The organism is Vibrio sp. SG41-7, assembly GCF_014164465.1.
GTDB lineage: Bacteria > Pseudomonadota > Gammaproteobacteria > Enterobacterales > Vibrionaceae > Vibrio > Vibrio splendidus.
On record NZ_JACJFF010000146.1, the window covers coordinates 1 to 11548 of the forward strand.

General features: G+C 43.9%; 14 protein-coding genes. 6 read left to right on the forward strand and 8 right to left on the reverse strand.

Annotated elements, in window-relative coordinates; all coding sequences use genetic code 11:
- Positions 1–65: 65 nt before the first annotated feature.
- On the reverse strand, positions 66–665 hold the full coding sequence (locus H5300_RS23310) for a hypothetical protein (RefSeq protein ID WP_182797014.1): 600 nt from the start codon (positions 663–665) through the stop codon (positions 66–68).
- 100 nt (positions 666–765) lie between these two features.
- On the opposite strand from H5300_RS23310, the gene H5300_RS23315 reads away from it, so the two are divergent.
- The gene (locus tag H5300_RS23315) at positions 766–1080 is read left to right on the forward strand and encodes a DUF1496 domain-containing protein (protein ID WP_182797015.1); all 315 of its coding nucleotides are present in this window, start codon (positions 766–768) and stop codon (positions 1078–1080) included.
- 23 nt (positions 1081–1103) lie between these two features.
- Here H5300_RS23315 and H5300_RS23320 read toward each other — a convergent pair whose 3' ends face one another.
- A complete protein-coding gene (locus tag H5300_RS23320; RefSeq protein WP_004731876.1) occupies positions 1104–1403 on the reverse strand; it encodes a YfcZ/YiiS family protein in 300 nt (99 codons plus the stop codon).
- Between the two features lie 530 nt (positions 1404–1933).
- Here H5300_RS23320 and H5300_RS23325 point away from each other — a divergent pair.
- Positions 1934–2395 (forward strand): TetR/AcrR family transcriptional regulator, encoded by a 462-nt coding sequence (locus H5300_RS23325; RefSeq protein WP_004731875.1) that lies wholly within the window; start codon positions 1934–1936, stop codon positions 2393–2395.
- 421 nt (positions 2396–2816) lie between these two features.
- Here H5300_RS23325 and H5300_RS23330 read toward each other — a convergent pair whose 3' ends face one another.
- From H5300_RS23330 to H5300_RS23355, 6 genes are all read right to left on the reverse strand, one after another.
- Positions 2817–3599 carry a heme ABC transporter ATP-binding protein gene (locus tag H5300_RS23330; RefSeq protein WP_108190082.1) on the reverse strand — a complete coding sequence of 261 codons (783 nt, stop codon included), beginning with the start codon at positions 3597–3599 and terminating at the stop codon, positions 2817–2819.
- Positions 3599–4636 (reverse strand): iron ABC transporter permease, encoded by a 1038-nt coding sequence (locus H5300_RS23335; protein WP_108214228.1) that lies wholly within the window; start codon positions 4634–4636, stop codon positions 3599–3601. The genes H5300_RS23330 and H5300_RS23335 overlap by 1 nt, the downstream gene beginning before the upstream one ends.
- A gap of 126 nt (positions 4637–4762) precedes the next feature.
- Positions 4763–5647, reverse strand: coding sequence for a hemin ABC transporter substrate-binding protein (locus H5300_RS23340; RefSeq protein ID WP_182797016.1), 885 nt, complete (start codon positions 5645–5647; stop codon positions 4763–4765).
- Between the two features lie 157 nt (positions 5648–5804).
- Positions 5805–6218, reverse strand: a complete 414-nt coding sequence (locus tag H5300_RS23345; RefSeq protein WP_017077389.1) for a biopolymer transporter ExbD — start codon at positions 6216–6218, stop codon at positions 5805–5807.
- Positions 6215–6916 (reverse strand): MotA/TolQ/ExbB proton channel family protein, encoded by a 702-nt coding sequence (locus H5300_RS23350; RefSeq protein WP_017087354.1) that lies wholly within the window; start codon positions 6914–6916, stop codon positions 6215–6217. The genes H5300_RS23345 and H5300_RS23350 overlap by 4 nt, the downstream gene beginning before the upstream one ends.
- Positions 6917–6918: 2 nt before the next feature.
- Entirely contained in the window at positions 6919–7728 is an 810-nt protein-coding gene (locus H5300_RS23355; protein ID WP_182797017.1) for an energy transducer TonB, read from the reverse strand.
- Positions 7729–7888: 160 nt separating this feature from the next.
- Here H5300_RS23355 and hutW point away from each other — a divergent pair, with 160 nt between their 5' ends.
- The 4 genes from hutW to H5300_RS23375 all read left to right on the forward strand — a co-directional run bounded on the left by hutW (position 7889) and on the right by H5300_RS23375 (position 11482).
- Positions 7889–9298 carry a heme anaerobic degradation radical SAM methyltransferase ChuW/HutW gene (gene hutW, locus H5300_RS23360; RefSeq protein ID WP_182797018.1) on the forward strand — a complete coding sequence of 470 codons (1410 nt, stop codon included), beginning with the start codon at positions 7889–7891 and terminating at the stop codon, positions 9296–9298.
- A gap of 323 nt (positions 9299–9621) precedes the next feature.
- Positions 9622–10143, forward strand: a complete 522-nt coding sequence (gene hutX, locus H5300_RS23365) for a heme utilization cystosolic carrier protein HutX (RefSeq protein WP_182797019.1) — start codon at positions 9622–9624, stop codon at positions 10141–10143.
- Between the two features lie 152 nt (positions 10144–10295).
- Positions 10296–10826 (forward strand): heme utilization protein HutZ, encoded by a 531-nt coding sequence (gene hutZ / locus H5300_RS23370; protein WP_004731858.1) that lies wholly within the window; start codon positions 10296–10298, stop codon positions 10824–10826.
- 113 nt (positions 10827–10939) lie between these two features.
- Positions 10940–11482, forward strand: coding sequence for an ATP:cob(I)alamin adenosyltransferase (locus H5300_RS23375; protein ID WP_004731855.1), 543 nt, complete (start codon positions 10940–10942; stop codon positions 11480–11482).
- Positions 11483–11548 lie beyond the last annotated feature (66 nt).

An 11548-nucleotide genomic window follows, 5' to 3' on the forward strand; every position in this document is an offset into this window, starting at 1 on the left:
ACTGCTACTGCTGCATTAGAGCTTTAGAGCTTTAGAGCTTTAGAGCATTAGAGTTTTAGGCTGAATTAGCGAGCGACTGCGCCACCAAGCTCTAGGTTTGTTGGCCACGTGGTAATCGTGTTACCACCTAGGTAGATATTACCTTTGACCGTCATGGTGTCGGGAAATGTTGTAATCCCAGAACCGCCTATATATAAATCGCCATCAATCACTATCCCGTTTGGTAGCTCTGTCAAAGGCGTACGAATCACACTCAGGTCGCCTTTTACTCTAAAGCCATTGGGTAGCCTCTGGAGGGGAGTATCCGTGAGGTTAATAAATCCGCCCACTCTCACACCTCTTGGCCAACTGGTAATCTGACTACCAATCAAGTCGGCATAGCCTTTTATCTTCACTCCTGAGGGAACCCGCGAGAGTTGGCTGTTACCGCCTTTAAGACTTCCGTTTACTTCCAACCCTTTGGGTAGGCTGGTAATCGCAGTGTTCTCAATATTGAGGTTGCCATCAACGATTAACCCTGTTGGCAGTGATGTGTATGGCTTATTTCGTAAATATAAGTTTCCGTAATTATCCAGATGGTTCAATATTTGATACTGATCGAGTGGTTCAGCAGTCACATTTGTTATGGTTAAAGAACCAATAATAAGTGCAATTATTCGGAGCATAACAAGCTTCTTATTACGATAGACGTTAACACTATAAAGAAAAAATTATTCTCGCATAGTGTTTTACTCATTTGTTGGTAGGTAGAAAGGAATAAGAGACATGAAAGGTAAATTTTCGGTTCGAATAAAGCATCAAATTCTAAAATGCGTTGTGATTCTGACCTCTGCGTTTTGTTCAATATCAGTAAGTGCTAATAAAATAATATCAACGCCTGCAAAAGCGGCAGTGGTTGTCACTCAGAGTACTTCACAGCAACGAGTTTGTTATTACAATGATAAGGCATATAGTGTTGGTGCTATCGTTGAGGTCACTGGTGTTGTGATTAAATGTGCGGCTGAAAATGACTTTGAGACCAATGGTGCTCTAGGTTGGGTTGAAATAATAAAAAAGACGAGTAATAAACTCGTCTTTTAATTATATGAGTGTAAGTGCTTATATTAACGCGCTAGAGAGCGAGTCTTAAGTTCGAAAATAATTTTCTCAGCGCTTACTTCAAATTTAAAGCGTGCGTGCAATTCTGTGCTGTCTTCAGTCATCTCTGATGCTTCAAATTCAACATTGCTAGACACTTGCTTTGCTAACTCAACGTACTTAGCTAATTCAGCTTCAATAAGGGCTTTGGAGTTGCCGTAAACCGTTACCTCAGCAACCTCGTCGCCTTCTTTAATGATGAAGCCAATTTCACCTGCGCAACCGCAAGCCTCACATACATCGTTGTTACCAATATCTTGGCTCATAAATAATCCTCTTACAAAGTCTGAGGTTATTCTAACGAGCAATTTGAACTGTATCTACAAAAATTAAAACCTTTGAACTAATTTATACTGGTATGCTATGTTGTTTGTTAAGGTGTTTAATGAATATCTACATTCGCGCCGATAAATATGTATGTGATTTACCTCACGTTTTGTTGAAAAGGAATGTTATTAATTTGTCAGAATATCATTCACTTAGTTGCGTCAGGAATGATTTTATAAGACTATCTATCGCTTGATAGGTATTTATACAATGAATTTTTCGTTGGGTATTTCATATTCTAAGTCGTTATTTAAAATTATCGACTTAGGATTGTAAGGTGATTTTCGAAGAATAATTAGACAAAGTGTCCAAAGAGACATCACTGTAAAATTGTTCGTACATAGTATTTGTGTGCATTTAGTTCTAAATACTTGCGAAAAAACATCTTGCTCACATAATGCTGATAACGATTTTCATTCTGACTTCATTTGATTGAGTTAGATGGATTTACAAAGAGAAGAGCCTGAATATGCCAAAGCGTAGTAAAGAAGATACAGAAATCACGATCCAGAAGATCATGGATGCCGTTGTGGACCAGCTATTGAGATTGGGTTACGACAAGATGTCATACACGACATTGAGTCAACAAACAGGCGTTTCTCGTACAGGTATTAGTCATCACTTTCCTAAGAAAACGGATTTTACTGCTGCTTTAGACGGTCGTATTTTCAAGATGTTTATGGAACACATTGACTTTGAAAATGGCCTTGACGCATTTTCAGCTAGCTGGGTTGCAGCACTTGAAGACGCTGAGTTCCTAGCAATTTTACGTTTACTTTTCCATCATATCGTTACTGCTGAGAGCGCTCATGAGTTCGCTGCAAACGGTATTGACCGTCTATACAAGCTGACTGAAACTCAGTTTGGTGATACTAGCGGTAAAGAACTAGAGTGGTTGATTGGTAAGTCATTGATTCGCATGAGTCAGTAATCAACACACGATAAAAGAAGCTCCTACGGGGGCTTTTTTTGTGTCTGCAATTTCTCTTTCTCTTTCTCTTTCTCTTTCTCTTTTTCTCTCGCTTTTTCTCTCGAACTCATATCGCTTCTGCTATCTTGCTTTGTGCCAAATGAAGTTATTTCTTTTCTTTTTATATGCTTACGCTCGAGTCTTACATTCAACCTCAATTGCGAAAAGCTTAGCAACGCTAACTGATTATGTTTATTTCTAGAGCCTCAAACGCTCTGGGTGAGCCGTTTTATAGCTTATTGCTATGGTTACTAGCAAAATTGAGTTTAAGGCGAGAGAGAGGCTGTGAGCCAATAAAAAAGCCTCGACTAAATCGAGGCTTTGAATGGTGTCGGCGTTAGAAGGAACGAATACTCTAAATGCCCCCAGTTTTTGATTGTGTTTATTGTGCGGGATGAACCTGAGGGAAGCTCATGGTTGGGTGTTTTTCGACGATACTTTTGTATCCGTATACGTCTTCAATCATTGACGGCTTTAGCGCCTCCCAAGGACTTCCATCGCAAACTAAGTGTCCATCCTTCAATACCACTAATCGGTCGGAATATTGAGCGGCTAGGTTTAAGTCATGCAAAACTACGATAACCGCGGCACTGTGGTTGTCGGCTAGCTCTCTCGCGATCTTTAAGGTGTTGTGCTGGTGGGCAAGATCCAGTGCTGATGTGGGTTCATCAAGCATCAAGATACATTGGTCACCAGAATAGTGAAGCTGGGTTAGCACTCGAGCCAAGTGAACACGCTGTTTTTCACCGCCGGATAGCGAAGGGTAGAGCCTTTCACTCAGGTGAGTCACATCGGCAACATCCATTTTTTGACTAGCGATGTTGGTGAGCTTCTTGTTGGACTCTTGCAGAGGAATTCCACCAAGCTCGACAACTTCATGTGCCAAAAATGGGAAGGTCAACGTACTGTGCTGAGGTAGCATAGCCAGATGCTTCGCCAATTTTTGAGAAGGCCACTTGTCTTTGGTGTGTCCAAAATATTGGATATCGCCGTTGCTTGATATCTCTTGGCACAAGGCTTTAAGTAACGTGCTTTTTCCTGCGCCATTTGGCCCAAGCAGTGTGGTTACCTTTCCTGCTTCAATCTCAATAGAAACGCCATCTAATATCACTTTGCTGCCGAACTTCACTTCGATATCGGTCGCTTTTAACGCTGAAGGAAACATTAAAGGATTCTCCCTTTCTGTTGAAATAGAAGGTACAAGAAGAATGGAGCACCGATAATCGCGGTAACAATGCCCACAGGCAATTCTGCTGGTGCCAGTACCACACGAGAGAACATGTCTGCGGCTGTTAGCAATAGTGCGCCTAGCACTGCTGACAATGGCAAAAGAACTCGGTGATCTGGGCCTGCCAACATACGACCTAAATGAGGGATAACGAGCCCGATGAAACCGATCATGCCAGACAGGCTCACTGTGATACCAACGCCCGCAGCTGTCAATAGAATGAGTTTTCGTTTGAGTTTTTGTACTGGAATGCCAAGGTGTTGCGCTTCTGACTCGCCTAAGAGCAGGGCATTCAGTGACATCGCTTGACGGTAAAAAACAATAAACAGTGCTACGAGCGTAACCGCAGCAAGTAAAATGCCTGACCACTTCGCTCCAGCTAGTGAACCCATCGACCATAATGAAAGATCACGCAGCATTTGGTCATCAGCGATGAAGTTCAAGAACCCAATACCAGCCCCAGAGAGCGCACTGATCGCCACACCCGCCAACAACATGATGGTGACAGAAGTGCCGAACTTACCCGTGCCTAGTTTATAGACCAAGAGTGTGGTTAAAGCGCCACCCAAAAAGGCAAACACAGGAACGGCCGCAAAATTCATGAAGGTCGGGTATTGCAATGAGAGTTCAGAGAAAAGAACAATAGCCAACGCTGCACCTAATGCCGCGCCTGCAGAGACACCGATGATCCCCGGCTCAGCAAGCGGGTTGCGGAATAGCCCCTGCATAACCGCACCACACAAAGCGAGAATCGCGCCGATTAGCATGCATAAAATGGTTCTAGGTAAGCGAATCTCTTGAATCACTAAATTGATGTGTGGGGCTAAATCATTGTTTGGTTGGAGTAAGCTCGCTGCACTGTCAGCTAAGCTAATGTTCATTGGCCCAACGGTAATTGAGAACAGTGCGACGAAGGCTAGGGTAGCCCCTAGGCCTAACATCGATGTTTTCAGTGGGACGGATCGTAGCAACATAAAGGGCCTCAATGTCCATCGCTAGCTTCAATATCCATCACCAACATTGCGGAAAAGCGGGTTGGTAATGGAAACTGAGCTAGCAACAGTAAGAATAGGGTGGTCGAGTTATAGCGGGTAGATAAGTTATAACGGATAGATAAGAGCGTTTAATCGCTTGGCTTCTGAAAGGCTTTCGAGGCCAAGTCCGCCGACTAATGCACTGCCTTTTACGGTAATGATTTGTTTGTTCATGCCAGCAGGAGTCGCTGCTAACATAGGCAGCGATTTAAGAATGGCGTCAGCGCCGCCCATTTTTTGGTAGCTGCGGCCACTCACCAAGATGACATCAGGCTGCATTTCAACGAGTGATTCCATCGATAGTGGTTTGTAAGACGTCAGGCTTTTAGCCGCAGGGTTTACACCGCCAGCCAATTCAATGATCGCGTTTGGTGACGTTTCACCGCCAGCAACGTTCGCCGGGCGACCTTCATGCAATAATAAGAACAGAACTTTCTTCGCTTCGTTGTTGGGTACTTGGTTTGCTTTTAGTGCCGCAATCTTCTTATTTACTTCAGCTTTGACTTGCTGTGAGTGAGCTTCGGTGTGGGTAATTTTTGCGATTTGGTCGATACGCTTTAATAACCCCTCAACGTTTGCTTCGGTATTGACGATCTCGACACCGGCAGATTTCAATTGAGAAATGGCGTTGTCAGGTCCCATTTCATCTGAGCCAATTAGTGTCGTTGGCTCTAAAGCAATCAAGCCTTCTGCTGAAAGGTTTCGGTGGTAACCAATCTTCGGCAGGTTCTCTGCTTGAGGGAAATGGCTGGTCACATCAATCGCCACTAACTGCTCTTCAGCACCTAGAGCTAAAACCAATTCAGTCACAGCACTGCCCGTACTTATGATTCGAGGTTGCTCAGCGTCGTTAGCATTGGCGATAGGTGCTGTTAGTACCAAACTCATTGCAGCGATTGCGAGTAAGTGTTTGTTATTATTTAATTTGTTGAGCATTTTTAAGTCTTTCATAATAATTTCTTTATACTTTCTTCTGATGGAGAGTAATCGCGAAGATACTCAGTGAGCAGTTCGTTCGCATATTGAGTTCGAATCGATAGAGAGGTTTAGCTCTGCTTCTTTGGTGTTAGTAATCAAGAGCCAAACTTCATGAAAATAGAGAGTTGTTCTAGCCATCTTCAGTGAGCAATTGAGTCGCTGGTATTCCGTTCTCTTGAAGGAAAGACAGCAATTTCACTAGGTTCTCAACGTTGGCGGCTTTATCTGCACCAATGATGATCGGCTTCTTGTCTGATGTGCCTGTTTCTTCTAGCAATGCAATCTTGAAGTTTTCCCAGTCGATGTACTCTTGGCCGTTAATCGCCCAGTAGGGTTCGTGATCTAAGATATTGACGCTAATCGAATCTTTATGAACTTCAGAAACGTTCTTAATATCAGAGCTCGGCAGTTCGACTTCTAATGACTCCAACTTCACCGATGCTGTCAGCAGCAGGAAAACCATCACGATAAAAATGATGTCGAGCAGCGGTGTTAAGTCCGGAGCTAAACTTTGTGTTTGAGATGAGTGGGGCGTTTTAATCATGCTTGTCTCGCATCACCGACAGCGACTTTGTTTAATGATGAATCTTTAGTTTCGTCAGACTGATTAGTTTGAATCGACATGCCTTCTAACCACACATTCACATAATTCAAAGTATGTTCTAGCTGCGCCAAAACCCTATCGGCCCAAAGTCCAAGCAGTTGAGACCCTGAGATCGCAGGCAGTGCAATCATCAAACCTGCAGCTGTGGTTCTCATTGCTAAGCCAAGGCCGTCAGCTAGATCGTTAGGTGTAATACTTCCGGTGGTAGCAGCTACACCTTTGAACATCTCAATAAGACCAAGCACCGTACCAAGCAAGCCAATTAGTGGACTGATCACGCCGATTAAACCAAGCAATCTTAAACCTGCATGCAGCTGGTGGCGTTTTTCTTGTAGCCAGATGCCTGCCGCATCTTCACGTAGTCCTTTCGAAAAAGAGTGGTGAGCAAGCAACATCGAGACGCCCTTGTACAGCAGCGGTCGTTTACCTGAAATAGACTGAGCGAGAGCCTCAATCTCTTTGCTGTTGGTTGGCGAGATCTGATTGAGTTCACGGCGAATGGCGCGTTTGCCAACACCAATGCTTAGCATGACTTGGAAGACTCGTTCAGCGATGATCATTGCGGTTAATGCTGAACAGATAAGAAGAGGCCAAGTCATTAAGCCAAGTTGATCTTGTAAGTAACTGATTTGTTGCATGATTAATCCAACCTAAAACGAACAGGTATTTGTACACGGTGAGCAATCGCTCGACCATTGACAGTGTGAGGTGAGAATTTCCATTGTTTAATGGCATCTAAAGCGGCGTTATCGAGCATTAGTGCGCCTGATGAATTTACTAATGCTTGTTTGATTTGTTTGCCTTCCGCGTCTAACCAGACCTCATAAGTTGCGACCCCTTCAACGCCCCGACGTCTAGCTTGGCGCGGGTAATTCGGTGGTGTGGGGCGTGAAGAAAAAGAGGGCTTAGTCACTAATACGGGCTCTTGGTTTGATACGCCTTGGTTTACTTGCTGAGGTTGGTTGGCAGACTCGGCCAGATTTCTATCGACTTTCTTATCGGCCAGTTTTTCTGGTTGAGGCGTTGGTTTGGACTTTGGTTCTGGTTTTAGTTCTGGGCGTTTTTTCTTAACGACCTTTTTCTCTGTCTTTGGTTTCTTTTGAATCGGCTTCTTTTCAACAACCTTTTTCTCTACTTTCTTGGGTTGAGGCTTATTGGTGATCGCTTTTTTCTTTGGTGTCGGTTTGGCTTGCTTTGGCTCAACGGCCTTGGGTTCGACAGGTTCAGCTTGTGAGACCGTTTCTTTGATTAGTTCTGGTTCAACCGGCTCTGTGATGGTTTTTTGTTGAGCTGGAGAAGGCGTGCTCTTGGGAGTGAAGTTGATTGATACCGTGTTCGATTGGCTACCTGCAGGCATCGCGAATACTTTGGATTCTTGAGCAACAAATAATAGCGCTGCATGAATCACTAACGATGCACCGCCTGCAATAACATATCTAGGAACGTTCACACTCAATCCTTTACCAAATCCAAAATCTGTATCGGATTATTGCTTAGAATCTAAATAAGATCAATTATCAATTGCATTATCATTTGCGTCTATTTATGATTATTTCAGTTTTAGCGAATAGTCTTCCAGACTTTGCTATGTAAGTGTTTAGAGAGATTATATGAGTCTTAATATCTATAAGTATGACGAATCAGTCTTGGGTATTTCTAGCCCTGATCCGCTTCGTTTTGCGTTTGCTAAAAAGCATTCTGCCCATGCCGGAGGAAGTTCAATTCCGGTCGACCCGAGCAAGAAGTTGGAGCTCTTTGATGAACTGATGTTAAGTGAAGGGCAAAAACAGGATAAACGTTGCTTGTATATCCATATTCCTTTTTGTCGTGTGCGTTGTACGTTCTGCAATTTCTTTCAAAATGCCGCAAGCCGTAAATTAGTGGATGAGTATTTCGATGCACTGATGGTCGAGCTAAAGCAGAAAGCCAAAACACCTTGGGCTCAGTCTGGACTATTTCACGCTGTCTATATTGGTGGCGGAACACCCACCGATTTGTCACCTCAACAAGTTGAGCAGCTTGGTAAAGCCATTCGTCAATATTTCCCACTAGCAAACGACGTGGAAATGACCTTGGAAGGACGCATCAATCGCTTTGGCGACGAGATGTTTGATCGTGCGCTTGAAGGTGGCTTCAATCGTTTCTCATTCGGTATTCAAAGTTTCAATACTCAGGTTCGACGCAGTGCTAAGCGCTTGGATGACCGAGAAGTGGTGTTGGAACGTATCAGTTCATTGAGCCGCACTGAACAAGCTCCGATCGTTCTGGATTTGCTGTACGGATTACCGCACCAGTCTATGGAAGTGTTCCAACAAGATTTAGAAGACTACATGTCTACTGGCGCACACGGCATTGACCTCTACCAACTGATCGTTTCGGGCAATGCTCCTATGCTTAATCTCGTTGAGAAAGGAAAAATCCCACCACCGGCCAATACGCCAGATAAGGCGAGTATGTATTTGGCGGGTGTTGAGTTCATGGCAAAAAATAAAGTGAAGCAACTGAGCGTGAATCACTGGACTCGTGATAATCGAGAACGCAGCATTTACAACAGCTTAGCGAAAACTTATGCCGAAGTTCTACCCATTGGTTGTGGCGCTGGTGGCAACATCGGTGGTCATGGAGTAATGCAACATCGAACTTTAGACAGCTACATGGAGTCTATAAAGCAAGGTCAATTGCCTATAGCCATGATGACCAAGCAAAGCTCATTAGAGCCAAGCTTCTCTTCATTGAAGGCAGGTTTTGATTCTGGTGTTGTTAGAAGAAGCACATTACCGACCTTTATGGGACAAGACACGTTCGACTACCTAAAGCCTTTGTTCGCGCATTGGGAAAAGAACGGTTTAGTTGAGCTTTCGGAAGATTATCTGAGCCTGACTATTGCTGGCAGCTTTTGGGCGGTAAGCCTAGCGCAGAGTGTGATTCAAGTGCTTAACGCTGAATACCAAGCCATGCACCCAGCACCGAAAGCATCAGGTTCAGGCGTTCACCCGCATGCAAGTTTAAAGCACGCTTAATATCGAATTTTTAGTTTATACCTAGGGCGTGTTGACCTTTCGAGGTTAAATTTTGTTCGAGATAAAAGCGTTTTAATCGCGGCGAGGGGGAAGTAGCCTAGTCATTCTAAGCAAATCTCCCTCAACAAAGAGTAGAACGCTTTTAGCCGAACCCTTCGGGCAGCGTTTGCTGGTCATTTCTACTACGTTATTGGCTTCTCATGTAGGCTAGCTACACATCAAAGCCTCTGCCTTGTATAAATACCCAGCAACTCGCTGCAAAAATCAGCTCGATAGATCAACACGCCCTAATGTCAATTACTCGTTTATACGGAACATATTCAATGACAGTTACAACATTAGAAATGACACAAACCCTAGAACAACGTGTCGCACGCATTCTAGAAGAAGAACCAAAACTGCTTCCTACTGCGATTGCTGAGAAGTTAGGCGTTTCAGAAGTTGAAGTAGTGGCTGCTTTTCCAAACGACATGGCGGTAATGTTAGATGGCAGCCGTGCTCAAGAGATTCTAGAAGGTTTGGTTGGTTGGGGCCCGGTGACCACAATTATGCATTCATTTGGCTCAATCTTCGAAGTAAAGGCGCCGTTCCCTAAAGGCAAAGTAGCACGTGGTTACTACAACCTAATGGGCAAAGAGGGCGAGCTTCATGGTCACCTGAAACTCGACAACGTTAAACAGATCGGTTTAGTGAGCAAGGCGTTCATGGGTCGTGAAAGTCATTACTTCGGTTTCTTCAGTGAAACGGGCGAGAACATTTTTAAGATCTACCTAGGCCGCAATGAAAAGCGTGAGCTTATTGCCGACCAAGTAGAACGCTTCAAAGCGCTGAAAGAACAAGCTTAAGTACAGTCAATAGTAAATAATCAGCAGCAATCTTACATAGAGTTGCCAACTGGCTTAAACAAGATATCAATGCTCGAGGATCGTTTAGTTCGCTCATGATCGCTCAACCTCGGGCAAAAATAATAAATCAGAGAAGAAGAAAGGAATTACCCATGGAACAGCAAGTAAAACAAGAACGTCTACAAGGTCGCCTAGGTCCAGAAATTAAAGAGTTTCGCCAAGAGCGCCGTACCCTTCAACTTGCAACGGTTGATGAAGAAGGTCGCCCGAACGTAAGTTACGCGCCTTTCGTTCAGAACCAAGAAGGTTACTTTGTTCTAATTTCTGATATTGCTCGTCATGCTCGTAACTTGAAAGCGAACCCTCAAGTCTCTTTGATGATGATTGAAGATGAAGAGAGCTCGAAGCAGCTTTACGCACGTAAGCGTTTAACGTTTGATGCTCAAGCAAGTGTTGTTGAGCGTGAAACCGAACTTTGGACTCAAGTGATTGGCCAGATGCAAGAGCGTTTTGGTGAAATCATTGATGGTTTGAGCCAACTTCAAGACTTCTCTCTATTCAACCTTAAAGCAGAGAATGGCCTATTCGTTAAAGGCTTTGGTCAGGCATACCAAGTATCGGGTGACGACCTAGTAGATTTCGTTCACCTGCAAGAAGGCCACAAAAAAGTGTCTAACGAGTAATCTCGTTTAACCGATTTCTTCAGGAGCCCTCCAATGTGAGGGCTTTTTTATGTCTAAATCAAAGAGTTTGGTATATTGGCGTTTGATGACTATTTATGTGTAAGGATCGGTACGTGAAACCAGTAAGTCGAGATTGGGACGAGTTTTGTTATCCGTTTATCTATGAAGACAGTCCTATCTGTGATTTTGAGATTTTGTCGGATGAACTTTGTTGCCGAGTTGGATTGGTGTTGTCTTTAGAGCTAGAGCCTCAGGTTCGTGAGATCCTGCAACGCTTGCAGCCAAACATCTATCACTTGAATGGCTCTGTGCGCGGTAAGCTTGCCATCACCGAGTCTGAATTGGTCGAGCTCAAGCAAGACTATCATCGTATCCGTGAGCAGCTAGAAGGCGGGTTCAAAGGGTTTGTCTTACCCGGCGGGCATCGAGTGTCTAGTGAACTTCACTTGTGTCGTTGTCAGGCTAAAAAGGTCGTGCGAGCTTTGGTGAGTATTGAACATCATGAAAGCAAAAAGTCGCCAGACCCGATTCTTTTCAAATACGCCAACTTAGTCGCGAACACACTCTATGCATTGGCGTCTTTTACCAATCATGTCAATGAGGTAGAGGAAGTGGAATTTGTGAGTAAGAGCTATTCTATGCCAAAGAAATCTTAAGGAAGAGCTCTATATTGATTCATATCTAATATCTAATCCTTAAGAAGCTAAGAAGCTAAGAAGCTA

What these genes read in the sequence shown, in the direction of transcription:
- H5300_RS23310 (WP_182797014.1), bottom strand. Translation starts at nt 665, where the DNA reads ATGCTCCGAATAATTGCACTTATTATTGGTTCTTTAACCATAACAAAT.
- H5300_RS23315 (WP_182797015.1), top strand. Translation starts at nt 766, where the DNA reads ATGAAAGGTAAATTTTCGGTTCGAATAAAGCATCAAATTCTAAAATGC.
- H5300_RS23320 (WP_004731876.1), bottom strand. Translation starts at nt 1,403, where the DNA reads ATGAGCCAAGATATTGGTAACAACGATGTATGTGAGGCTTGCGGTTGC.
- H5300_RS23325 (WP_004731875.1), top strand. Translation starts at nt 1,934, where the DNA reads ATGCCAAAGCGTAGTAAAGAAGATACAGAAATCACGATCCAGAAGATC.
- H5300_RS23330 (WP_108190082.1), bottom strand. Translation starts at nt 3,599, where the DNA reads ATGTTTCCTTCAGCGTTAAAAGCGACCGATATCGAAGTGAAGTTCGGC.
- H5300_RS23335 (WP_108214228.1), bottom strand. Translation starts at nt 4,636, where the DNA reads ATGTTGCTACGATCCGTCCCACTGAAAACATCGATGTTAGGCCTAGGG.
- H5300_RS23340 (WP_182797016.1), bottom strand. Translation starts at nt 5,647, where the DNA reads ATGAAAGACTTAAAAATGCTCAACAAATTAAATAATAACAAACACTTA.
- H5300_RS23345 (WP_017077389.1), bottom strand. Translation starts at nt 6,218, where the DNA reads ATGATTAAAACGCCCCACTCATCTCAAACACAAAGTTTAGCTCCGGAC.
- H5300_RS23350 (WP_017087354.1), bottom strand. Translation starts at nt 6,916, where the DNA reads ATGCAACAAATCAGTTACTTACAAGATCAACTTGGCTTAATGACTTGG.
- hutW (WP_182797018.1), top strand. Translation starts at nt 7,889, where the DNA reads ATGAGTCTTAATATCTATAAGTATGACGAATCAGTCTTGGGTATTTCT.
- hutX (WP_182797019.1), top strand. Translation starts at nt 9,622, where the DNA reads ATGACAGTTACAACATTAGAAATGACACAAACCCTAGAACAACGTGTC.
- hutZ (WP_004731858.1), top strand. Translation starts at nt 10,296, where the DNA reads ATGGAACAGCAAGTAAAACAAGAACGTCTACAAGGTCGCCTAGGTCCA.